This window comes from Gemmatimonas sp. (genome assembly GCF_027531815.1).
Lineage (GTDB): Bacteria > Gemmatimonadota > Gemmatimonadetes > Gemmatimonadales > Gemmatimonadaceae > Gemmatimonas.
In genome coordinates this window covers 35,168-58,812 of sequence record NZ_JAPZSK010000017.1, presented here as the reverse complement: position 1 = coordinate 58,812, position 23,645 = coordinate 35,168, and the positions used below count along the sequence as shown (strand labels likewise).

General features: G+C 68.2%; 16 protein-coding genes. 10 read left to right on the top strand and 6 right to left on the bottom strand.

Annotation, left to right across the window (positions count from 1 at the left end; genetic code table 11):
* Positions 1 to 286 precede the first annotated feature (286 nt).
* From O9271_RS17095 to O9271_RS17085, 3 genes are read left to right on the top strand one after another with little or no spacing between them, the layout of a single operon-like run.
* Positions 287 to 1,459: a GWxTD domain-containing protein gene (locus O9271_RS17095; RefSeq protein ID WP_298272407.1), complete on the top strand. Its 1,173-nt coding sequence runs from the start codon at positions 287 to 289 to the stop codon at positions 1,457 to 1,459.
* A gap of 26 nt (positions 1,460 to 1,485) precedes the next feature.
* The gene (gene polA / locus O9271_RS17090) at positions 1,486 to 4,431 is read left to right on the top strand and encodes a DNA polymerase I (RefSeq protein WP_298272404.1); all 2,946 of its coding nucleotides are present in this window, start codon (positions 1,486 to 1,488) and stop codon (positions 4,429 to 4,431) included.
* A 12-nt stretch (positions 4,432 to 4,443) separates the two neighbouring features.
* Positions 4,444 to 4,821 (top strand): hypothetical protein, encoded by a 378-nt coding sequence (locus O9271_RS17085; RefSeq protein ID WP_298272401.1) that lies wholly within the window; start codon positions 4,444 to 4,446, stop codon positions 4,819 to 4,821.
* A gap of 21 nt (positions 4,822 to 4,842) precedes the next feature.
* Here the strand turns inward: O9271_RS17085 and O9271_RS17080 are convergent, their stop codons facing one another.
* Positions 4,843 to 6,213, bottom strand: a complete 1,371-nt coding sequence (locus O9271_RS17080) for an MFS transporter (RefSeq protein WP_298272398.1) — start codon at positions 6,211 to 6,213, stop codon at positions 4,843 to 4,845.
* Positions 6,214 to 6,325: 112 nt separating this feature from the next.
* On the opposite strand from O9271_RS17080, the gene O9271_RS17075 reads away from it, so the two are divergent.
* Positions 6,326 to 7,318 (top strand): hypothetical protein, encoded by a 993-nt coding sequence (locus O9271_RS17075; protein WP_298272395.1) that lies wholly within the window; start codon positions 6,326 to 6,328, stop codon positions 7,316 to 7,318.
* Positions 7,319 to 7,360: 42 nt separating this feature from the next.
* On the opposite strand, the gene O9271_RS17070 is transcribed toward O9271_RS17075, so the two are convergent.
* The gene (locus O9271_RS17070; protein ID WP_291260877.1) at positions 7,361 to 7,699 is read right to left on the bottom strand and encodes a helix-turn-helix domain-containing protein; all 339 of its coding nucleotides are present in this window, start codon (positions 7,697 to 7,699) and stop codon (positions 7,361 to 7,363) included.
* Between the two features lie 121 nt (positions 7,700 to 7,820).
* Here O9271_RS17070 and O9271_RS17065 point away from each other — a divergent pair, with 121 nt between their 5' ends.
* From O9271_RS17065 to O9271_RS17040, 6 genes are all read left to right on the top strand, one after another.
* On the top strand, positions 7,821 to 8,567 hold the full coding sequence (locus tag O9271_RS17065) for a type 1 glutamine amidotransferase domain-containing protein (RefSeq protein ID WP_298272393.1): 747 nt from the start codon (positions 7,821 to 7,823) through the stop codon (positions 8,565 to 8,567).
* A 244-nt stretch (positions 8,568 to 8,811) separates the two neighbouring features.
* Complete coding sequence (locus tag O9271_RS17060) at positions 8,812 to 11,169, top strand: Tex family protein (protein WP_298272391.1); 2,358 nt, start codon at positions 8,812 to 8,814, stop codon at positions 11,167 to 11,169.
* A gap of 65 nt (positions 11,170 to 11,234) precedes the next feature.
* On the top strand, positions 11,235 to 14,537 hold the full coding sequence (locus O9271_RS17055; RefSeq protein ID WP_298272389.1) for a DEAD/DEAH box helicase: 3,303 nt from the start codon (positions 11,235 to 11,237) through the stop codon (positions 14,535 to 14,537).
* Positions 14,538 to 14,647: 110 nt separating this feature from the next.
* The gene (locus tag O9271_RS17050; protein WP_298272386.1) at positions 14,648 to 15,163 is read left to right on the top strand and encodes a hypothetical protein; all 516 of its coding nucleotides are present in this window, start codon (positions 14,648 to 14,650) and stop codon (positions 15,161 to 15,163) included.
* Positions 15,164 to 15,510: 347 nt separating this feature from the next.
* Positions 15,511 to 17,151, top strand: a complete 1,641-nt coding sequence (locus tag O9271_RS17045) for a TldD/PmbA family protein (RefSeq protein ID WP_298272384.1) — start codon at positions 15,511 to 15,513, stop codon at positions 17,149 to 17,151.
* The gene (locus O9271_RS17040) at positions 17,151 to 18,500 is read left to right on the top strand and encodes a TldD/PmbA family protein (protein WP_298272382.1); all 1,350 of its coding nucleotides are present in this window, start codon (positions 17,151 to 17,153) and stop codon (positions 18,498 to 18,500) included. The genes O9271_RS17045 and O9271_RS17040 overlap by 1 nt, the downstream gene beginning before the upstream one ends.
* Before the next feature lie 172 nt (positions 18,501 to 18,672).
* Here O9271_RS17040 and O9271_RS17035 read toward each other — a convergent pair whose 3' ends face one another.
* The 4 genes from O9271_RS17035 to O9271_RS17020 all read right to left on the bottom strand — a co-directional run bounded on the left by O9271_RS17035 (position 18,673) and on the right by O9271_RS17020 (position 23,599).
* Positions 18,673 to 19,974: a dipeptidase gene (locus O9271_RS17035; RefSeq protein WP_298272380.1), complete on the bottom strand. Its 1,302-nt coding sequence runs from the start codon at positions 19,972 to 19,974 to the stop codon at positions 18,673 to 18,675.
* A 111-nt stretch (positions 19,975 to 20,085) separates the two neighbouring features.
* Positions 20,086 to 21,009, bottom strand: coding sequence for an ABC transporter permease (locus tag O9271_RS17030; RefSeq protein WP_298272377.1), 924 nt, complete (start codon positions 21,007 to 21,009; stop codon positions 20,086 to 20,088).
* Positions 21,009 to 22,052, bottom strand: a complete 1,044-nt coding sequence (locus tag O9271_RS17025) for an ABC transporter permease (protein WP_298272375.1) — start codon at positions 22,050 to 22,052, stop codon at positions 21,009 to 21,011. Before O9271_RS17025 ends, O9271_RS17030 begins: the two co-directional genes overlap by 1 nt.
* Positions 22,052 to 23,599 carry an ATP-binding cassette domain-containing protein gene (locus tag O9271_RS17020; RefSeq protein WP_298272372.1) on the bottom strand — a complete coding sequence of 516 codons (1,548 nt, stop codon included), beginning with the start codon at positions 23,597 to 23,599 and terminating at the stop codon, positions 22,052 to 22,054. Before O9271_RS17020 ends, O9271_RS17025 begins: the two co-directional genes overlap by 1 nt.
* Positions 23,600 to 23,645 lie beyond the last annotated feature (46 nt).

The following is a 23,645-nucleotide window of genomic DNA, read 5'->3' as shown; positions in this document are numbered from 1 at the left end:
CAAGACAACGGTCAGGAACGTGCCGTACCCTTCGGCCCATCAGCCACCCATGTTACGCAAGCTGCTCCCACGTCCCGCGGCTGGGACGATCGCCGGTGCCGTCGCCGTTACCCTTGCTCTGACGGGGTGTGCGAAGCCGCGTCCCACCGGAGCAGCCTCGGCCGTACCACCCGGAGCGCCAGGTGCGCCAGGCGTCCCCATCCCCGGTGCCCCGGCGGAGATGACACGGCTGTACCGCGCCATGGGGTTGGTCGCCGGGGCCGGGACGATCCCCTTTACTGCCTCCGTGTCGTTCCTCCGTGCGCCGTCGCCGGACAGTACGCTCACGCTGCTGGCGCTGTCGATCCCTTCACGCTCGCTGGGCTTTGCGCGCGAGGGCGACCGGTACGCGGCCGCCTACGTGGCCCGCGTGCAGCTGCGACAGGGAGCCACGGTCGTGCGCACCATCGAAGCCACGGAACAGGTGCGCGTTCCCACCTTCCGCGAAACGTCTCGTACCGACGAAAGCATCATCTGGCAGCAGTTCCTGCGGCTGGCGCCGGGACGCTACACCATGACGGTCAGCGTCAAGGACGAATCGAGCATCCGGAGCTCCAGCGAAGAGGTCTCGCTGCAGGTGCCAGCGTTGGCGCCGGGCGGCCTGACCACCGCCATACCCGTGTACGAGGCCATTCCGCGGCAGACGGTCGACTCGCTGCCGCGTGTTCTGGCGCGTCCGCGCTCCACGGTGGTATACGGCATCGACTCGCTGCTGGCGCTCTACATCGATGCGGTCGGCAGCACGCCACCGGGCAGTGTGCGCGTGCGCGCCGTGGGTGACGCCGAGATCGTGGGCATCGACACCGTCGTGGAACTGCCGCAGCGCGGGGCGGGGCGCAGCACCACCGTCGGGCTGCCCGTGAACCGCATGGCCATTGGCATCAACACCATTCAGGTCACGGCCGCCGGCCGCACCGACACGGCGCGCACGCGCGTCCTGGTCACCCTCGGCGAAGATGTGCCCATTGGCACATTCGACGAGATGCTCGCGTTCCTGCGCTGGTTCACCACACCCGATCAGCTCAGGGCGTTGCGCGATGCCGATCTCGCCGACCGCGCCACGGCCTGGACGACGTTTCTCAAGGCCACCGATCCGGTGCCCGGCACCGCTGAACACGAGGGGCTGCGTGATTACTTTGCCCGTATCCGCACCGCCAACCTCCGCTTCCGCGATGATGCCGGAGCCGGCTGGCAGTCGGATCGCGGCACCGCCTTCGTGGCGCTGGGCGATCCGGACAACATCATCGACACCGGGTTGCTGAATCCGAATGAGCGCGTCCGCCAGCAGATCTGGGAGTACCGCGAGCTGCGCATCCAGCTCTTCTTCATCGACCAGACCGGCTTTGGCCGCTGGCGCCTCTCGGCACAGAGCCGCGGCGACCTCGACCTCGCCATTCGTCGAAAGCTCGGCGCGCGCTGAGCGCGCACCCGCCGGTCGGGGGTGCCGTGGCTGACCTCACGCGCCCCCAGGCGCCACGACTCTTTCTCATCGACGGCTACGCGCTCATCTACCGCGCGTTTTTCGCGCTTCTGCAGCGCCCGCTCAGTACGAGTCGCGGTGAGAACACCAGCATTGCGTGGGGCGTGGCCAACTTCCTGAAGCGGCTGCTCAGCACGCACCAGCCGGAGCTGCTGGCGTGGGTTCACGACAGCGGCGCCACCTTCCGCGACGAGCTGTACCCCGACTACAAGGCCACGCGCGAGAAGCTCGCCGACGATCTGCAGGCCGACTTCGACCAGGGGTTGGAGCGGGTGCTGCAGCTGCTGGCGGCCTACGGCATTCCGGTGCTGACCGCCGAGGGCTTCGAAGCCGACGACGTGATCGGTACCATGGCCAAGAAGGGGGTCGAGGCCGGCTACAACGTGGTCATCGTGTCGGGGGACAAGGATTTTCAGCAGCTGGTGCGCCCCGGGGTGTGGCTGCTAAACCCCGGGCGAGGCGGGCCCGCCAGCGTCGAGGAGAGCTGGGTGGGCATGGAGAACGCGAGCGTCCGGCTGGGTGTGCCGCCGGAGCGGGTGATCGACTATCTCGCGCTCGTGGGCGACAGCAGTGACAACGTGCCGGGGGTGAAGGGGATCGGCGAAAAGGGCGCCATCGAACTCATCACGCAGTACGGCCCGCTGGAGAACATCCTCGCGCACGCCTCGGCGATCACGAAAAAGCGCTCGCGCGAGGCGCTGCTGCAGTACGAGGCGGAGGCACGCCTGTCGAAGCAGCTCGTCACCATTCACTGCGACGTGCCGGTGGAGCTGGACCCGCAGCAGCTGCACGTGAACGCCCCCGATGCCGACGCGCTGCGGGCGCTATATCTGGAGCTCGAGTTCACGAGCCTGCTGAAGGATGTCGGGGGAGTGACCGTCGCACCGCCGGTGGCGGCCACGACCGCCGCCGGCCCTGCTGTGGCGGCTCCCGAGCCCCACGTGGGCGCGCGGCCCGTGGCACCGCCGGTGCGGGAAAGCACGAGTGGCGTGCCGGTGCTGGCCGACGCGCGCTACACCACGGTCGACACGGTCGACGCGTTGACGATGGTGCTGCAGCGGGTGCGTGAGGTGCCGTACATCGCCATCGATACCGAAACGGTGTGCGATCCGGATGCGCCCAATCCCGTGGATGCGATGCGTGCCACGCTCGTGGGGCTCTCCATCGCCGTCGCGCCGGGCGAGGGCTATTACCTGCCCTTCCGCCATCGCCGCGATGACGGCGGGGGCAACCTGGCGTTGCTCTCGGGCGATGCCGGAATCGCCGGGCGCCGCATCAACGCCGGTGCGCCGGAGCCGGTGAATCTGCCGCCCTTCGACAGCGCGCCCTGCGCGCCGCTGCGCGTCATGCTCGAAGACGCGGCCGTGAAGAAGATCGCGCAGAACGCCAAGTATGACATGCTCGTACTGCGCGGCGCCGGTGTGCGGCTGGCCGGACTCGAGTTCGATACGATGCTCGCCAGCTACCTGCTCGATCCCGGTCGTCGTTCACACGGGCTCGACCTGCTGGCGCTCGAGTATCTCGGGCACACCATGACCGCGTACGAGCAGCTGTGCGGCAAGGGGAAGCAGCAGCTGGGATTCGATGTGGTGCCAGTGGATGCCGCGCGCGACTATTCGTGCGAGGATGTCGACGTGACGATGCGGCTGCGGGCGCTGCTTCAGCCGCAGCTCGAGCAGCACGCCATGCTGCCGTTGCTGCGCGACATGGAGGTGCCGCTGGTGTCGGTACTCGCCGACATGGAGTACGACGGCATCGCCATCAATCTGCCCTGGTTCGACTCGCTCAAGACGCGCTTCGCCGCCGAGCGCGCGCGGGTCGAGCAGGCGATCTATTCGGAGGCAGGCCGCGAGTTCAACATCAACTCGAACCCGCAGCTGCGCACGGTGCTCTTCGATGAGCTAGGCTTGCCGGTGAAGAAGAAGACGGCCACCGGGCCCAGTACCGACGCGAGCGTGCTGCAGGAGTTGGCCGAGGAAGGGCACGTGCTTCCCACGCTGCTCATGGAGTACCGCGAGATCTTCAAGTTGGAGGGCACGTACATCGATGCGTTGCCCCGGCTCGTGCATCCGCGCGACCACCGGTTGCACACGTCGTACAACCAGACGGTCGCGGCCACGGGGCGCCTCTCGAGCTCCGATCCCAACCTGCAGAACATTCCGAGCCGACGTGAACTGGGGCGCGAGATTCGTCGCGGCTTCGTGCCCCGTACCGGGTGGCGCCTGCTGAGCGCTGACTATTCACAGATCGAGCTGCGCCTCCTCGCGCACCTCAGCGGTGATCCGGCGTTCGTCAGCGCCTTCCGGGCAGGCGGTGACATTCACAAGCAGACGGCCGCCATCATCTTCGGCGTTCCGGTGACGGATGTGACGGGCGAGATGCGCGCGCGCGCGAAGACGATCAACTTCGCGACCATCTACGGCCAGGGGGCGCATGCGCTCTCCCGCCAGCTGCGCATTTCCAACGCCGAAGCGAAGGCGTTCATCGACACCTACTTCGAGCGCTTTGCCGGAGTGAAGGCCTTCCTTGACCAGTGTGTGGTGGAGGCCAGGCAGAAGGGCTACGTCGAAACCCTCTTCAAGCGTCGTCGCTACATCCCCGAGCTCAAGGAGCGCAACTTCAACATCCGCGCCTTCGGCGAGCGCGTGGCCGCCAATGCCCCCATCCAGGGGTCGGCCGCCGATCTCATCAAGATGGCGATGATCCGGGTGCACGAGGCGCTGGCACGCGAGCAGCTTGCCGCCCGCATGCTGCTGCAGGTGCACGATGAACTCGTGTTCGAGCTCCCCCCGGAGGAAGAGGCGGCGCTGTCGGCGCTGGTGAAGCGGGAAATGGAGGGCGCGGCGAAGCTGGACGTTCCCCTGCTTGTGGAAATGGGGATTGGCACCGACTGGGTGGCGGCCAAGTCCTGAGGGGATGGAGGCATGCCCACGCTACCCGCCATTGTGAACGACGCCGACTCCTGTCGGCGCCACGCGCGCTTGCGGGAGTTGAATTACTCCAGCGGCTGCCGCGAGTACGCCAAGCGCCGCGAGGGCATGATCCACGCCATGGACGGCGGCCTCTGGCTGCACCGGCATGTCTGGAAGGACACACCGTTGGTGCATCTGGTGAGCACCGATCGCGCCCGTCTCGTGGCGTACGGCGCGGCCCTCGGCCTGAGTGTCGCGCGGCTCCAGTACAAGCCGCTCAAGGATCCACGCACCGGCACGCGCCGTGACGCCTGGCACTGGGACCTGGGCGGACCGGTCTACCCGCCGGTCGACGAGCGACTGCTGGCAGTGGGCGTGGGAACCTCATAGAACATTGGCGGGTCGTGGCGCTCAGGCCGACAGGGTGCGCGCGTCGGCGTCGCGCGCCATGCGCTCCCCCTCGGCGATGTTCACCGTCATGAGCATGGCGCCGCCCACGACGAAGAAGGCAATCACCCACAGAATGGCGCTGCGCGAGCTGCCCGTCGTGCTGACCGCGATGCCGAAGACCGCCGGCCCGAGGATGCCGCCGAACTTCTCGAACACACTGTAGAAGCCGAAGAACTCGCCGCTCTTGTGCTTGGGCACCATGCTGGCAAACAGCGAACGGCTGAGCGCCTGGGTGCCGCCCTGCACCATGGCCACCATGCCGGCCAGCACGTAGAACTCCGTGACCGTGTGAATCGTGTAGGCGTAGATGCAGATACCGGTGTACACCGCCAGCCCCAGCAGAATGGACCGCTTCGTGCCCAGTCGTGAGGCCAGCGTGCCGAACAGGAACGCGAACGGAATGCCCACGAACTGCACGATGAGAACGGCCGTGATGAGGTCCGACCGCGGCAGCCCCAGCTCCTCACCGAAGACCGTGGCCATGCGCACGATCGTCTGGATGCCGTCGTTGTAGATAGTGAACGCCAGCATGGTGAGGAACGCCTGCTTGTAGAGACGCAGCTCGCCGAGCGTTTCGCGCAGGCGCGAGAACGCCACGACCACGGCGTTGCCGGTTGGCGTTTCGTCGGTCTCGATGCGACGCGGCGGCTCGGGCACGCCGCGCAGCATGGGAATGCTGAAGAGCAACCACCACACCCCCACGCTCAGGAACGCCAGACGTGCCGGCAGCGTGGCCTCCGCCGGCGTGAGATTGTCGCCGGAGGGGAGGCCGAAGAGCGCCGGATTGCTGATCCACGCCAGATTGATGGCCAGGAGCAGTCCGCCACCGATGTACCCCATGGCGTAGGCGCCGGTGCTGACGCGATCGATTTCGTCTTCGCGCGCGATGTGCGGCAACAGCGACTCGTAGAACGTCATGCTGCCCGTGGCGCCCGCGAGCGACAGCACGAACAGTGTGGCGGCCAGGAACAGGTCCCCGTGCATGATGAAGAACATGCCCATGGTGCTGAACACGCCGAGCAGCATGAAGACGCGCAGGAAGCGCTTCTTCGCCGAGCGATAGTCGGCCATGGCGCCGAGAATGGGGGACAGCACGGCGATGAGGACGGCGGCGGCGGTGTTGGCCCATGAGTACCATGCCGTGGCCTGAGGCTTCGGCATGTCGGCGCCCGCCACCGAGATGAAGTAGATGGGGAACACCGCGGTCGTGATGACCGTCTGCATGGCCGACACGGCCCAGTCGTACATGGCCCATGCCCGCAGCTCCGGGCGGTGCAGTCCGAGGGCGTTCAGCAATCCCTTGCGGGCGGGGACGGTCGTGTCGGGCGTCACAGGTGAGGGCTGCGGGTGGGGCGAGCGGTTGCCGGGTGGCGCCCATGGGGCGTGCTAATGCTCGGAACCGATGTGGTCGCTGTCCAGTGGTGCGTGTGTCATACTTCTGGGCATGTGCCCGCCCCTGCGCCTGACCGGCCATTCCATGGGCCGGTTCCCGACCCCGCGTTGGTCGCTGCGCCGTGTGCTGCTCGCCGGCGGCCTGGTGCTGAGCGCCTGCGATCGCGACACCACGTCACGCGCCGCCGACACGGCGGCGGCGCCCGGCGTCAGCACACCCGCCGACAGCATGACCAGAGCTGCAAGCTCGAGTGGCTGGGACGTGGCGGCGGGTCCGTACGTGGTACTGCCTACGGTGGATGGCGGTATGGTGGCGGGCTCGCTCCTGCTGCCGGAAGCCGCTGACAGCACCGTGGGCGACACGACCGGCGTGGGAGCGCTCTTGGGCGACGGCCAGCTGGAGCTCTTCGCGCGCGGTGGGTTGGTGAGTACGGCGCGGCTGTCGGTGGAGACGTCGCCGGCGGGTGAGGCCGGATGCACCGCGTGGCCGGTGGCGCGCCTTGCGGTGGAGGCCGGCGTCACCGTGCAGCCCTGGACGGCCGCCTTTGCGGCAGGACACGTGACGGCCATTCCGCTCGACTCGATCGAGGGGCTCGCGCCGCGAGACTCGGCGCGACTCGCCGCCGATCTCACCCGCCTCGCCTCACGTCTCCCCGACGACACGAGTGCCACCTTCCGCGCGCTCCCCTTCGTGGTGTTGCGCGCGTGGCGCTCCCGCGGTGTCGACAGCACGTTCGTCGTGGCCCTGCTGGCCCGCCGCGTGAATCAGGAGGACGATCCCAAGGAGGAGCGCCTCGTGCTCGTGGTCGACGCGCTCGGCAATACTGCGGCCACGTGGCGCGTGGGGTGGCACGAGCGAGCCTCGGGCCACGAGGAGGAACTCGTGGTGGCCGAACCGCTGCTCGCGTTCCGCGCCACCGGTTCGCCGGATGTGCGGCTGCTCTTCGGCCGCGATGACGGCGTAGCGCTCGGTGCCGCCGTTCTCGCGCGGCGCGAAGGCGCGTGGCGCGTGCTGTGGGAGAGTGCGATTGCGGGGTGCGGCTGAGCGTCGAGAGGGACAGACCGGCGTCCCCGCCGGTCCGCTCGCTCACCGCTCCCGCTTTCTCCGGTAGGCCATTCCCCACGCCCGCAACGCCTCGATCGCCGGTAGCGCGGTGCGTCCGAGATCCGTGATCGCGTAGTCCACGTGGGGGGGCACCACGGGGTGCACGGTGCGCGTGAGCAATCCCGCCTGCTCGAGCTCGCGCAACTGCTGCGTGAGCATCTTGTGCGATACGCGCGTGAGGTCGCGGTGCAGTTCGTTGTAGCGCCACGTGCGCCGATTGAGACGCCAGAGTATGGGCATCTTCCATTTGCCGCCGATGGCGTGCAGGGCGAGCTCCACGGGACTCTGAAACACGAGCCCTTCGAATACGAACTCAGGCATCGATAACACTCTCAAAAGTGTAAGTATCACCCCAAAAAGTGCATACTGGTCCGGCGGGGAGTGATACCATACGCTGTGGTCGATCCGTTGTCGCTGTCAACTCCTCACCGACCACAGCCAGATGAGTGCCAACATCAATGTGTCGACCACGGCCCGCCCCAAGCGCGTGCTGATGCTCGCGGCCAATGCCGCCGTGTCCCCCGTGACGCAGTGGCCCGTGGGCTTCTGGTGGGCCGAACTCACCCATCCATTCTGGGAATTCACCGAAGCCGGATACTCCGTCGAGATCCGCAGTCCGCTTGGCGGCGCGTTGCAGGCCGACAGCTATTCCGATCCGGAGGACGCCAGCGGGTACTCGGCGCACGACCTGATTTCGCTGGGCTTCAAGAGGTCGCCGTCGCACGCCTCGCTGCTCGCGAACACCGCGTCGATCGAGGGCCTCGATGTGGCGAACTACGACGCCCTGTTCGTGATCGGTGGGCAGTCGCCGATGATCACCTTCCGCGGCAACACCGCCCTCCAAGCACTGCTGGCCGAGTGCTACGAGGCGGGCAAGGTGGTGGCGGCCGTGTGCCATGGGACCTGCCTGCTGCTCGAGACGCGCCTGTCGAACGGCGAGCTCCTCGTGAAGGGGAAGACCTGGACGGGCTTCGCGAACAGCGAGGAGCAGTTCGCCGACAGTTTCGTGGGCATGCGTATCCAGCCGTTCTGGATCGAGGGCGAGGCGCGCGCGATGGCCGATACCAACTTCGTAGTGGACCAGCGTTTCCGGTCATTCGCGGTCCGCGATGGCCGACTCATCACCGGGCAGCAGCAGTACTCGGGCGCCGCCGCGGCGCGGCTCGTGATCGAAACGCTGGGGCGCTGAGTGGCGGTGCGCGCGGGGTAGGCGGGCCGGCTGCTGGCTGGCCCGCTTCGTTTACAAGGCAGGGCGCAGGGAGCGGGCGGCAGGATGCGGGCGGCAGCGGACACCACCATTGGTGTGTCTGCGCCCCGCTTCCGGCGTCCTGCTCCCTGCCCCCTCCCCTGCAATCAGGGCGCGTCGCAGACGCGCCTCACCTGGTTCCGCAAGCCCTCCAATTCCAGTCTCGGCGCACGTAGTATCCGCGCCTATGACTGCCCCCACCCTCGATACACTCGCCCCCGTGCTCGTGGCCCGCGTGGCGACCGAGCTGTCGCTCAACCCGCAGCAGGTTCAGCGTACACTCGCCCTCTTCGCCGAGGGCGCCACCCTGCCCTTCATTGCCCGCTACCGCAAGGAGATGACCGGCGGGCTGGACGAGGTGCAGCTCCGCGATGTGCGTGAGCGCGCCGAGTACCTCCAGGAAATGGAGGATCGCCGCGCCGCCATCCTCAAGAGCATCGAGGAGCAGGGCAAGCTCGACGAGACGCTCAAGGCCGCCCTCATGGCGGCCGACACGAAGCAGGCCCTCGAAGACCTGTACCTGCCGTTCAAGCCCAAGCGCCGCACGCGCGCCATGATTGCCCGCGAGCGTGGCCTCGCGCCGCTGGCCGAGGCGCTGTGGGACGGCGGTCTCGATGATGCCGCCGCGCTCGTCAAGGCCGCTGAGTTCGTGCTCCCCGAAGTGGACGGGAAGCCCAGCGAGGTGCCCACCGCCGAGGCTGCGCTGCAGGGCGCGCGGGACATTCTCGCCGAGCAGATCGCCGAAGACGCGGTCGTTCGCGGCTGGGTGCGCGAGGTCACGCGCGCCAAGGGCGTGGTGAAGAGCAGCGTGCTGGCCGAGAAGAAGAGCGACGAATCGAAGTTCAAGGACTACTTCGACTTCGCCGAGTCGCTCGGTACCATTCCCAGCCATCGCATGCTCGCCATTCGCCGCGGCGAAACCGAAGGCGAACTGCTCTGGCGCATCGAAGCGCCGGTGGAGGAAATCAACGCACGACTGCTCAGTGAGGTCGGCGCGGGCAGGAAGGCGCAGCAGCAGTTCACGCTCGTGTGCACGGACGCCTACAAGCGGTTGTTGTCGCCGGCCATCGAGGTGGAGCTGCGCGTGGAACTCAAGACGCGCGCCGACGACGAAGCGATCACCATCTTCGGGCGCAACCTCGAACAGCTGTTGCTGGCCAGCCCGGCCGGCGAAAAGAAGACCATTGGCCTCGATCCCGGATTCCGCACCGGCGTGAAGGTGGCGGTGGTCAGCGCCACCGGGGCGCTCGTGCACACCGACACGTTGTATCTGCATCAGGAAGACCGCTTCGCCGGCGCCGTGCGGGCCATGGTGGAGCGCTTCCAGCCCGAGCTCATTGCCATTGGCAATGGTACGGCCAGCCGCGAAACGGAAACGCTCACCAAGGCGGCGCTGCGTGAACTGGAGGCGCCGCGTCCGCAGGTGGTGGTGGTGAACGAAGCCGGTGCGTCCGTGTACAGCGCCAGCGACCTGGCGCGCCAGGAGTTCCCGGAGCTCGATGTGTCGCTGCGTGGCGCCGTGAGCATCGCGCGCCGCCTGCAGGATCCCCTCGCCGAACTCGTGAAGATCGACCCCAAGAGCATTGGCGTGGGGCAGTACCAGCATGATGTGAACCAGACGAAGCTCAAGCAGCGTCTTGACGAAACGGTCGAAAGCGCCGTGAATCGCGTGGGCGTGGAGGTGAACACCGCCTCGGCGGCGCTGCTGGGCTACGTTGCGGGGATCGGGCCGAGTCTCGCGCAGGCGATCGTCACGTTACGTGACCGGAAGGGCGGCTTTAGCTCCCGCAAGGATCTCACCGAAGTGCCGCGCCTCGGTGCGAAGGCGTTCGAACAGGCGGCCGGCTTTCTGCGCGTGCGCGGGGGGGCGCATCCGCTGGATGCGAGCGCCGTACACCCCGAGCGCTACGCCCTGGTGGAGCGCATGGCGCAGGACCTGGGCGTGAACGTGGCCGAGTTCATTGGCAACGACGCCCTCGTGGACCGCATCGAGTTGCGGAAGTACGTGAGTGGCGATGTGGGGATGCCCACGCTCGTGGACATTGCGGCTGAGCTCAGAAAGCCGGGGCGCGACCCGCGTGCCGCGTTCGAACCGCCGGCGTTCCGCGACGACATCCAGAAGCCCAGCGATCTGCTCCCGGGGATGGTGCTGGAAGGCGTGGTGACCAACATCGTGGCTTTCGGTGTGTTCGTGGACATCGGGGTGCACCAGGATGGGCTGGTGCACGTGAGCCAGATTGCCGACCGCTACGTGAAGGATCCGAACGATGTCGTGAAGGTCGGAATGAAGGTGAAGGTCACGGTGCAGAGCGTGGATCTGCCGCGCAACCGCATTGCGCTGAGCATGCGCAGCGACGGTGGCATGGGTCCCAAGGGGGGGAGCGCCGAGGGGGGGACGCGTCGCGATGTGGAACAGAACAACCGCGAGAATCGGCAGCAGGGCAATGCCCAGCGCGCGCCACTCAAGGGTGGTTTCAAGCCCGCCGCGAAGCCCTTCGTCCCTACGAAGGGGGCGGTGGCGCCCAACGGCATCCGCTTCAAGTAAGGTGGGCTATCTTTGACGGTTGCCTTCTCTTGGCGGTGTTGGCCGCCCCCTCCGTTCGGTACCGTGTGATTCATCCTCGCCTTGCTGCCCTGTTCCCCGCGCCCGTGGTCGAACGGGCGCGCGCGTACGTCGCCGCCGGTCGTCTCCGGGTGCTGGAGATCGGCCCGGAGCATGTGGTGGCGGTGGTGCGCGGCACCTCGACCTACGAGACCACGATCACCGTGGCGGCATCAGCGGTGACGCTCTCCTGTTCGTGTGCGGCGGCAGCGGGGCGTGGTGCCTGCAAGCACCAATGGGCGTTGCTGCTGCGCCTCGACGAGGACGAAGTCCTGCCGGCGGCGTTGCGTGCCGATGCCCCCGCGCCGTCGGTGACCTTCGAAGCGGCGGCGCCTGTCAACGACGCCTATCTGGAGGCGCTCGAGCAGCAGGATGGGGGGGCGGTGCTCGAGCTCGGTACGCAGACGGCGGTGGAGCCATGGCGCGCGGCCTTGCGGCAGATTGCGGGAGCGCAGGCACAACGCGAGCTCTCCGCCAACCGGCAGACGGCACGATCGATCCCCAGCGACCGGCGCATCGTCTACCTCGTGCATCTCACCGGTGCGCAGCAGGCCGATGGGGTACGCGTGGAAGTCGCGACGCAGCGCCGCAACCGTGATGGGGTGTGGGACACGCCGCGGCACTTCGGCTTTGCCGCCGAGGCGTGGGTGGATGCGCCTGATCCGGCCGATCGCCTTATCGCCAACCTGCTGCTCGGGACCAGCGACCGCACGCCGGATGCCGCGATCCCCGCCAAGGGCTTCGTCATTCCGCTGCGCGCCTTTCCCACCACCCTGCGTCTGCTCTGTGAAACGGGGCGCAGCATGGTCCGCAGTCTCAAGCCGTCGCTCGAGGGGCGCGTACTGCGGTGGGACGAAGGGGCGCCGTACACCGTGCAGCTGCGTGTCACGACCTCCGCCTCCCCCACGTCGGCCTCGCATTACGCACTCACCGCGTCGCTGGTGCGCGACCGGCAGGAGCATGCGCTGCACGACGTGGACGTGCTGACGCCGTCGGGACTGATGCTCAAGGGCGATGCCCTGGCGCGCGTGGAGACGGGGGTGCTGCAGCCGCTGCTCACGCTGCTCTGGCGCGAGGGTGAGCTCGATCTGGGCGACGATCCCTCCGCCTTTCTCGAGCAATACCACGGTACGCCCGGGCTGCCGGCGCTCGCGCTGCCGGATGGTACGGTGCACACCGAGTTCGACGTCACCCCCACGCGCTACCTCATGGCGCGCGCGGATGCTCCCTGGTCGCGGCGGCCATTCACGCGTCTCACCGTGCGATTTCGGTATGGCAACGCGTTCGTGGATGCGCACTCGTCCACGCCGTGGGTATTCGACGGCACCACGCGGACCCTCTACCGCCGTCGCCTGTCGCTCGAACGGGAAGCCGTGACGAAGGTGCGCGCTGCCGGGGCGCAGGAGCTTTACTTCCCGGCGGAGCATCGCATGGGGCTGGCACTCCCCGCGCCGCAGGCCACGACGGTGCTGGCGGCGCTCGTGCACGACGGCTGGCATGTGGAATACGAAGGGCAGCCGCTGGTGGCAGCCGGTCCGGTCACGGTGACCGGGCGCACCGGCGTGGATTGGTTCGATCTCGACGGCCACGTGACCTTCGGATCGCATGTGGTGCCCCTGATGGAGGTCCTCGCCGCGCGCGCCAGCGGCGCCACGCAACTGTCTCTGCCCGATGGCACCATTGGCGTCCTCCCTCGCGAATCGCTCAATGCGTGGCAGGCCCTGCAGGCCTTCGGGGAGCGGCGGGGCGGGGTGGTGCGCTTCAAGCGCGGGCAACTCGCGCTGGTGGACATTCTCCTCGAGTCGCTGCCGGCGGTGGATGTGGACGCGCAACTCGCCGAGGCGCGGACGAAGCTGCGCACCTTCCGGACGATCGGCACCGTCCCGGTGCCCGCCACGTTCGTGGGAGCGCTGCGCGGCTATCAGCACGAGGCGCTGGGCTGGTTCGCCTTCCTGCGCCAGTTCGGGTTGGGCGGCTGCCTGGCCGATGACATGGGACTCGGCAAGACGGTGCAGGTGCTGGCGCTGCTCGAAGCCCGGCGGGTGGAACGCGCGGGGCTGTCGCTGTTGGTGGTTCCCCGCTCCCTCGTCTTCAACTGGATGCAGGAAGCGGCACGCTTCACCCCGCGTCTGCGGGTGGTGGACCTGAGTCATGGCGACCGCACCGATGTGGCGCTCGACGCGCTCGATGCCGATGTGGTGATCACCACCTACGGCACCCTGCGTCGCGACGTGGTGCAGCTGGGGCAGAAGCGCTTCGACTACGTGGTGCTCGACGAGGCACAGGCCATCAAGAACGCGGGCACGGCCACCGCCAAGGCGGCTCGTGTGCTGCAGGCCGACCATCGGCTGGCACTCACCGGGACGCCCATCGAAAACCGCATCGAGGAGCTGTGGAGTCTCTTTGAGTTCCTCAACCCGGGGATGCTGGGGGCGTCGTCGAAGTTCAGCTCGGCCGCACGCCTCCTGGGGCCAGCCACTGCCGCTGCTGGCGCGTGGAGTACCCCTGAGGCGCCCGACGACCTGCTCACACGGGCGCTGCGTCCGGTCATTCTGCGGCGCACGAAGGCGCAGGTGGCCGCCGAGTTGCCGGCCCGTATCGAACAGACGTTGGAAGTGGAGCTGGAGCCCGAACAGCGCGCCTTCTACGAAGCCGTGCGGGTGCGGTACGCCGAACAGCTGTTCGATCTGGTGGACCGCGAGGGGATGGCACGCTCCCGCATGCATATCCTCGAGGGGCTCCTGCGGCTGCGGCAGGCGGCCTGTCACCCGGGGCTGGTGGACGCCAGCGGAACCACGTTGCCCAGTGCCAAGCTCGATGCGCTCATTCCGTCGCTGCAGGAGCTCACCGCCGAAGGGCACAAGGCGCTCGTCTTCTCGCAGTTCACGAGCTTCCTGGCCCTCGTGAAGACGCGCCTCGATGAGGCGGGGGTGCGCTACGAGTACCTGGACGGCCGGACGCGTGACCGTGGCGCGCGCGTGGCGCGCTTCCAGTCGGCCGACGGCGCGCCGGTGTTCCTCATCAGCCTCAAGGCGGGCGGGCACGGACTCAATCTCACGGCCGCGGAGTACGTGTATCTGCTCGATCCCTGGTGGAATCCGGCGGTCGAGGCGCAGGCGATCGATCGCGCGCACCGTATCGGGCAGCTGCGTCATGTGCTGGCCACGCGCGTGGTGGCGCGCGATACGATCGAGTCCAAGATTCTTGAATTGCAGGCCAGCAAGCGGGCGCTGGCCGATGCCATTCTGGGCGAGGACAAGGGGGGGCTGGGGGCGATCGGGCGCGCCGAGCTGGAGCTGCTGTTCGGGTGAGTCGTGAGACCCCGTCTCGCCGCGGGAACCCTCGTGCTCACCGCTATCCAGGCGCAGCGCTCCGGCGGTATTCTCAGACTGAGCTCTTCCTCCCAAGCCTCACCCTCGCCATGCCCCACTCTCACGACTACGGTGCGCTGCTCCAGGTCATTCTCCGCGGCTACGCGCTGCCGCACGACGGCTATCATGGGGTGTTCCACTGGGCGCGGGTGTGGGAGAACGGACTGCGCGTGGCCGAGGTACATGGGGGCGATGCGGAGGTGGTGCGGCTGTTCGCGCTCTTTCATGACGCGCGGCGGGTGAACGAGCACCTCGACCCCGATCACGGGCTGCGTGGTGGCGATCTGGCGCACACGCTGCGCGGCTCGCTGGTGCACCTCGACGACACGCGCTTCGAGTTGCTCTACGAGGCGTGCCGGTTGCACACCGACGGACACACGACCGGCGAGGCGACGCTGCTGGCCTGCTGGGACGCGGACCGGCTGGACCTCGGACGCGTGGGGATCAGGCCCCGTGCGGAGCTGCTGTGCACGGACGCGGCGCGAGGGCTGATTCCGTGGGCGCAGGCGCGGGCGACGGCGGACGAGCGGGTGCACGAGGTGCTCGGCCTCTGGGGGCACCTTTGAGGCCTCACACCTGAGATCTGAGTCCTGAGAGCCGGAGCTGAGCGGTGAGATGGAGAGTTGAGCCTGGATAGCGGTGAGCGTTGCGTTGGCCAGCAGCGAGAGTTGAGGGGGACGACGCTCAACTCTTACCGCGAGAACCCTCGTGCTCACCGCTATCCGGGCTCAAGTCCCCGTCTGACGACTCAGCTTTCCCGCTGACGACTGGAGTCTCCGATGTGAGCGCGGCAGCAACGTTGCCGCGCTCTCGGGGTGTCGAAACGAAGCCGACCTCGTGTTCGTACGGGTCGGCACTGTCCGCGGGCGCCCCGCCCGCCTTCCCACCTGTTTGACGGAGTCAGCGCCCCCTCATGACCTCCCGACGTGATTTCCTCTGGCAAGGCGGCACCGCGTTCGGCGGCGCCTTGCTGGCTGGCAGTGGTCTGGCCGGCATCCCACGGCTGCTGACTGCAGCCCCGGCCCCTGATTGGCGCACCCTCGAGACCTTCGAGGACATCGCGAACGTGCGCGCGCTCATGGACGCGGCGCTCAATGCGGCGACAATGGCGGGCGCCAGCTACGCCGACGTGCGCTGCAGCCGGCAGCGACAGAACTTCGTGTTCACGCGCGAGCAGCAGATCCAGAACGTCGTGGACACCGACACGGTAGGGATCGGCGTCCGCGCGCTGGTGGACGGCACGTGGGGCTTTGCGGCGACGCGCATTCTCACCAGCGACGGCGCGGCCGCCGCCGCTCGTGAGGCGGTCGCCATTGCCAAGGCCAGCAAGGTCGCGCGCACGAATGGCGTGGAGTGGCTGCCCACACCCACGGTGACGAACGGCTACTGGAAGAGTGCCTTCACGCAGGATCCCTTCGAGGTGCCGGTGGAGCAGAAGGCCGATCTGCTCATCAAGGCCAACGCGAATGCCATGAAGGCCAAGAACGTGAAGTACGTCTTCAGCGGCTTCTTCTTCGTGAAGGACGAACGCAACTACGCGAACACCGACGGCACGGTGACGAAGCAGGACGTGGTGCGCTCGTGGCCCACCATGCAGATCACCGCCGTGAGCGCCGACTTCACCGACTTCCAGAACCGCAGCAACATGGTGGCGCCCATGGCGCGCGGCTGGGAGTACGTGCTCTCGAACGATCTGGTGGGGAACGCACAGCAGTGGGGCGAAGAAGCCGCGGCGAAGCTCACGGGCAAGCCGGTGGAGCAGGGGCGCTACGATCTCGTGCTCGACCCGCAGAATCTCTGGCTCACCATTCACGAAAGCATCGGGCATCCCACGGAGCTCGATCGGGCGATGGGCTACGAAGCCAACTACGCCGGCACCAGCTTCATTGCGCCGCCGGAGAAGATGCTGGGCACGCTCAAGTACGGCCCGAGCCTCATGAACATCCAGGGTGACCGTTCGCAGGAAGGCGGGCTCTCCACCATTGGGTGGGACGACGATGGCGTGAAGCCCGACGAGTTCCTCATCGTCAAGAACGGCATGTTCAACGATTACCAGACCACGCGCGAACAGGCGCCGTGGCTGCGCTGGTGGTACGAAAAGAACGGCCGTCCCGTACGCTCGCACGGCTGCTCGTACGCCCAGGGGTGGGACAACGTGCAATTCCAGCGCATGCCCAACGTGTCGCTCATGCCCGGCGAGAAGGATCTCACCATGAACGATCTCATCGCCGCCACCGACCGCGGCATCCTCATTCAAGGTGACGGCAGCTTCTCCATCGACCAGCAGCGCTTCAATGCACAGTTCGGCGGTCAGCTCTATCACGAAATCAAGGGCGGCAAGGTGGTCGGCGTGCTCAAGGATGTCGCCTATCAGATTCGTACCCCGGACTTCTGGAACAGCATGGACATGATCGGCGGCGCGCGCAGCTACGAGCTGGGTGGCTCGTTCTTCGACGGCAAGGGGCAGCCGCCGCAGGTGAACGCGGTGTCGCACGGCTCACCGCCGGCGCGCTTCCGCAACGTCAACGTGATCAACACCGGGAGGAAGGCATAATGCAATCGAACAATGCCATCCTCACCCGCGAGCAGGCGCAGGCCATCGTGGAGAAGGCGATCAAGCGCTCCAAGGCCGATGCCATCGACGTGCAGGTGAACACGTACACCGCGGGCAACATCCGCTTCGCCGACAATCAGGTGAGCACCGCGGGCAGCACCACCGACGGACAGCTCGGCATTCAGAGTTTCTTCGGCGCGCGTCACGCCGTGGTGACTACCAACGATTTCTCCGACGACAGCATTGCGCGCGCCGTGGCCGAAAGCGAGCGCCTCGCGCGGCTCGCCCCGGAAGATCCGGAGAACATGCCGCAGCTCGCGGCGCAGCAGTACGCGCCGGTGAATGCGTGGTTCGACCGCACGGCGAATCTCTCGGCCGAGGATCGGGCGAAGGCCGCACTCTCCGCGCTCGACATCGCGCGCAAGGCGGGGGATCTCAAGGCCGCCGGGTACCTCGTCACCACGGCGGGCGCGCTCGCGATCGGCAACAGCACGGGCATGTTCGCGTACCACCGCAGCACCAACGCGAATTACACGCTCACGGTGCGTACCACCGACGGCACGGGGAGTGGCTGGGCCGCGGCCGACAACGCCGACTGGGCACAGCTCGACGCGCGCCGGGTGGCGGAAACGGCGAGCGAGAAGGCAACGCTGTCGCGCAATCCGGTGGCGATCGAGCCGGGACGGTATACGGTCATTCTCGAGCCGCAGGCCGTGGGGGACATCGTGCAGCTGATCAGTCAGTATGCCGATGCCCGCAGCGCCGATGAAGGTCGCAGCCCGTTCGTGAAGCAAGGCGGCGGCAACAAGGTGGGCGAGAAGATCATGGATGAACGCGTCACCCTCTTTTCCGATCCGAGCGATCCGCAGCTGCAGGGACGCCCGTGGGACTTCGAAGGCATGCCGCTCGGTCGTCAGGTGTGGATCGAGAACGGTGTGCTCAGGCAGCTCATCTACTCGCGCTTCTGGGCCAAGAAGCAGGGCAAGACCCCCACCGGCGGGCCCAGCACCTTCAAGATGGCGGGTGGCACCCAGAGCGTGGACGACCTCGTGAAGGGCACCACGCGCGGCATTCTCGTCACGCGTCTGTGGTATCTGCGCGAAGTGGATCCGCGCACCATTCTCTACACGGGACTCACGCGCGACGGCACGTTTCTCATCGAGAACGGCAAGATCACCAAGAGTCTGCGCAATTTCCGTTTCAACGAATCGCCGCTGTTCATGCTCAACAATCTCGAGGCGCTGGGTCGCGCCGAACGGGTGGCGGGCACGGAGCAGGGCGGCGACGTGGTGATGCCGAGCATGAAGGTGAGGGATTTCAACTTCACGTCGTTGAGTGAGGCGGTTTGAGGGATTTCGCGTAAGGGCCGTGGGCTGAAATCGCGTGTGGGGCGGGGGAGTTCGTAGTCGTTAGTGGTAGTTCTCAGTGGTTAGTTCAACTAACGACTGATGACTATTACCACGAACTACGAACTCCCCCGCCCCACACGCGATCTCTCCAGCGATCCCCGCCAGTCGCCCCTTACTTGCCGGCGGCTTTCTCCACCGCCTCCATCACCCGCAGCAGGTTCCCGCCCCAGATTTTGGCGATCTCCTGCTCGGTGTAGCCGCGGCGCACAAGTTCGGCGGTCACGTTCAACGACTCGGAGGCGTTGCGCCAGCCATCCACGCCGCCGCCGCCGTCGAAGTCGCTGCTGATTCCCACGTGGTCGATGCCGATGCGCTTCACCACGTAATCGATGTGGTTGGCGAAGTCCTTCACCGTAGCCGCCGGGTCGGCCGGGTAGCGACGGGCCATGATGTCTTCCTGCTTGGCCAGGTATGCGTTGCGCTGATCGTTGGGGAGCGCTTCGATGGCACGCTGCACCTCCATACGGTTGCCGGCGGCAATGCCGTACTCCTTGCGCAGCGCATCCATGGCGGCCGCCCGCTCGGCGTCACGCGCAGGGTTGCACTTCACGTAGCTGTTGAAGGCCACCAGCTGAATCACGCCACCGTTCTTCTTGAGCGCGTCGAGCTGCTCGTCGTCCATGTTGCGGCTGTGCCCGCACAGCGCGCGGGCCCCCGAGTGTGACGCCATGATGGGCGCCTTGCTGAGCGCCACCGTCTGCAGCATGGACTGCTTGCTGGGGTGCGAGACGTCGATCATCATGCCCAGCCGGTTCATCTCGGCAATCACCTGCCGGCCCAACGGGGAAAGCCCGTTGTGCAGCCACACCCCGTCGCGCTCGCCGGTGTTGCTGTCGGAGAGCTGGCTGTGTCCGTTGTGCGCCAGCGACATGTACCGGCCCCCGCGCTCGTAGAACTTCTGCACGTTGGCAAGGTCGCTGCCAATGGGAAAGCCGTTCTCGATGCCGATGAAGATGACCCGCTTGCCGCTCTGGTGGATCCGGCGCGCATCGGCCGCCGTGTAGGCAATCGCCGCGCGCGACGGCGCCAGCGTGTCGGTGAGCCGGTGAATGGCCTCGAACTTCTCGATCGCCTGCGCGTTGGCGCGCGCGAAGCCGGCGGCGTTGAGCGCGGTGTCCTGCCCCACGTACACAATGAGGAAGGCGCCCACGAGGCCGCCCTCTTCCATCTTCACGAGATCCACCTGCGTGCGCGGCAGCTTCTGCGTGTAGTTGGGGCCGCTGGCCGTGAAGTTCGACGGGGCGATGTCCACATGGGTGTCGATGGACAGCACCTTGGCATGAATGGCCCGCGCCGCGGTCATCACGGCGGTCTCATCACGCGGCGCGCGCCCGCTCTGCGCCGCGAGGAACGGCGGCAGGCCGACGAACAGCCCCAGGCAAAGCGCTGGAGCGAGGGTGCGAATGGTAAGCATGCACTGGAGAGTGAAGGGGACGCGAACGGCCGACGTGAACGGTTGACGCCTGAGATACGCGACCCCCTGCCCGGTCGCTGGTGAGAGCGCGTTGTCAGTTGGCCGTTCGGTCTACCGCCGGCCGAGCGCGGCGGGCGCGGCCGCCCGCCCGCTGGCGCCGGCCAGCACCACCAGCGTGAGCAGGTACGGCAGGGCGAGAAACAGCTGATACGGCACGCCTTGCCACCCCATGCTCTGGAAGAGCACCTGCAGGGAGTTGGCCGCACCGAAGAGCAGCGCCGCCGCGGCCACGCCAAGAGGGCGCCAGCGCCCGAGCACGACGATGGCGATGGCAATGAACCCACGCCCCGCACTCATCCCCTCCACGAACGTGCCCGCCTGCGCGAGCACCAGCGTGGCGCCGGCCAGCCCCGCCATGCCGCCCGCAAAGAGCACCGCCAGCGCCTGATAGCGGCGCGGCGTGATGCCGGCGGCAATGGCCGCGTCGGGATACTCGCCAATGGCGCGCAGCGCGAGCCCCTGGTGCGTGCGCGCCATGTACCACGCGAGCACGAAGGCAAGGAGCGTCACGACATACGTGGCGAGCGGCTGCGCGAACAGGGCGCCCCCCACCAGCGGCAGCTCCGCCAGGCCGGGAATGCGCACCACGCCGGCCGTGGGCGTGTCCAGCGCCACACCGGCCGCGCCAAAGATCGAGCGGTACAGCGTACCGGTGAGGCCGAGGGCGAACATGGTGATCGCCGTGCCCGTGATGATCTGGTCGGCGCGCAGCCCCACGGTGAAGCAGGCGAAGAGCGCCGCCACCAGGAGTCCGGCCAAGGCCCCCACCGCGAAGCCGCCTCCCACACCCAGCACACCGGCCGCCACCGTGGCGCCCAGAGCGCCGGCGATGATCGATCCCTCGAGGCCGATATTGATGACACCGGCGCGTTCACTGACGCACTCCCCGAGCGCCGCAAACGCCAGCGGCGTGGCCGTGCGTACCGTGGCCTCGAGAAACCCGCCGCCGATCGCGAGCACGCTGCTCTCCTGCATCAGGTGGCCGCCTCCGCGCGCGCTGACAGTCGGTCCGACCAGCGATCGGCGCCCACGATGAGCAGAATCAGCACGGCCTCCACCACGCTCACCACCACACTCGGGACGCCGGCGTCACGCTGCATCGCGTTGGCGCCGGCCTCCAGCGCGCCGAAGAGCAGCGCGGTACCGAGCACACCCAGCGGATGCAGCCGTGCCAGCAGCGCCACCGCAATGGCCGTGTAGCCGTACCCCGGCGAAAAATTCTCGTACAGGGCGTACGTGACGCCGGTGTATTCCACCGCCCCTCCCAAACCAGCCAGCAGCCCGCTCACCACGAACGCGCCGGCAATCGTGCGCCCCACGGCCACTTCGCCGGCGCTGCGTGCGGCCGCTTCGTTCATCCCCACGGCGCGCACACGGAAACCGCTCGCCGTGTGTGTCAGCCACCACCACGTGGCGAACGCCACCACCACCAGCAGCAGCACGCCCACATGCAACCGTGTGCCCTCCAGCAGCACCGGCAGCTGCAGCGCGCTGGGCAGCGAGGCCGACTGCGGATTGACGCGCGTGGGCTCCTGCAACGGCCCGCGTACCAGCCACCCGGTCAGGTATTGCGCCACGAAGTTGAGCATGATGGTGCTGATCACTTCCAGCACGCCAAAGCGCAGACGCAGCAGGGCCGCCACTGCCGCCCACGCGGCACCTGCCACCGCGCCCCCGGTCAGCAGCAGCGGAATGCCGACCGCTGCCGGCGCCGCCGCCAGAGGCACCGCCAGAGCCGCCGCCGCCGCCGCCCCCATGAGCAGCTGGCCTTCGGCGCCGATGTTGAGAATGCCGGCGCGGAAGGCGAGCGACACCGCCAGTCCCGCAAACCCCAGCGGGATCATGCGCACGATGGTGGCCGAGGTGATGGCGTAGGACGAGCCGAAGGCGCCCCGCACGAGCGCGGCCAGTGCGGGGCCCACCGCATGGCCGGTGGCCACGAGCAGGAGCGACAACAGCGCCAGCGCGGCCAGCAGCACGATCCCCAGCTGCGCGAGGGCGCGCGCGCTGCCGCGCATCAGCGCGCGCTCCCCAGCATGGCGCGTCCGGCGGCCTCGCGCGTGCGCGCCACCTCGGTGAGTTGACCGGCATACATGACGACCACGCGGTCGGCGAGCAGGAGGACCTCGTCGAGATCGCTGCTGTACACCACCACGGCCGTGCCGCCATCGCGGGCGGCGCGCAGCGCCGACTGCACGGCAGCGGTGGCCATGAAGTCGAGTCCGCGCGAGGGATTCTCCACCACGAGCGCCTCCGGCTCGTCGGCGAGCTCACGTCCCAGCACGAACTTCTGCTGATTGCCGCCGCTGAGCGTGCGTGCCGACACCGCGGCGTGCGGCGCCCGCACATCGTGACGCGCCAGCAGGGCGCTCGTATGCGCCCGCAGCGCCGCCCACGGCATGCGCCCACGCCGTGCGCCGGCGCCGCGCAGGGCGGCGTTCTCGAAGAGCGGCGCGTCGAGCAGCAGCGCATCGCGATGCCGGTCCTCCGGCACGAACCCCACGCGTGCCGGGCGCTGCACGCGTCCGGTGCTGGCTGCCATGCGGCCGGCGAGCACGCGCAGCAGTTGATGCTGGCCGGCGCCCTCCACCGCGGCCACGCCCACGATCTCGCCGGCGCGCACGGTGAGGGTCACCTCGCGCAGCAGCAGGACGCCGCGCGCATCGCGCACCGTCACGCCGTCGAGCGCCAGCACCACGCGCCCGGTCGCCACCGGGGCGGCGCTGCTCGGGCCAACTGTGGCAGCGCGGTCGGCGGGACCCGTGGTGGCGGGACCCGTGTTTCCGTGACCCGCGTTCCCGTGACCCGCGTTTCCGTGACCCGCGTTTCCGTGACCCGCCTTCCCGTGTCCCGCCGCGGCGTCACCGATCATGGCGGCGGCCAGTGCCTCCTGGGAGCTGTCGGCGGCGCGCGTGGTCAGCACGGTCCGCCCCCGGTGCAGTACGGTCACGTCGTCGGCCACCGCGAGCGCGTCGCGCAGCTTGTGCGTGATGAGCACCACGGCGTTTCCCGCATCGGCGTAGCGCCGAACCCAGGCCAGCAGCTCGGCCGCCTCGCCAGGGGCCAGAACGGCCGTGGGTTCATCGAGGATGAGGAGTTCGACGTCGCGGGCCAGCGCCTTCACGATTTCGCAGCGCTGCTGCGCGCCAACCGGAAGCGTCCCCACGCGCGCGTCGGGGTCGAGTGTGAGTCCCGCCCGCGTGGCCACCTCGCGCACCCGCGCCGCCGCCTGTGCGGGGTCGAACCGGCCATGCCCCCCCAGCGCCACATTCTCCGCGACGGTCATCGCCGGCACCAGCGTGAAATGCTGGTGCACCATGCCAATGCCCAGACGCAGCGCGGCGGCTGGGGATGCGAGCCGGTGCGGAGCCCCCTTCCAGCGCAGCTCCCCCCGATCGGGCTGGAGCAGGCCGAAGGCGGCGCGCATGAGGGTGCTCTTTCCGGCGCCGTTCTCCCCCAGCAACGCGTGCACCGTCCCCGGGCGAACGGTAAGCGCCGCGCCGCGCAGCGCCTCCACGCGACCGAAACGATGCGACAGGCCGTCCAGCAGCAGGAGCGGCGTCACGGACGCGGATCGGGCGAACGCGGGCGCCCCGCCAGCGTCCGGCCCG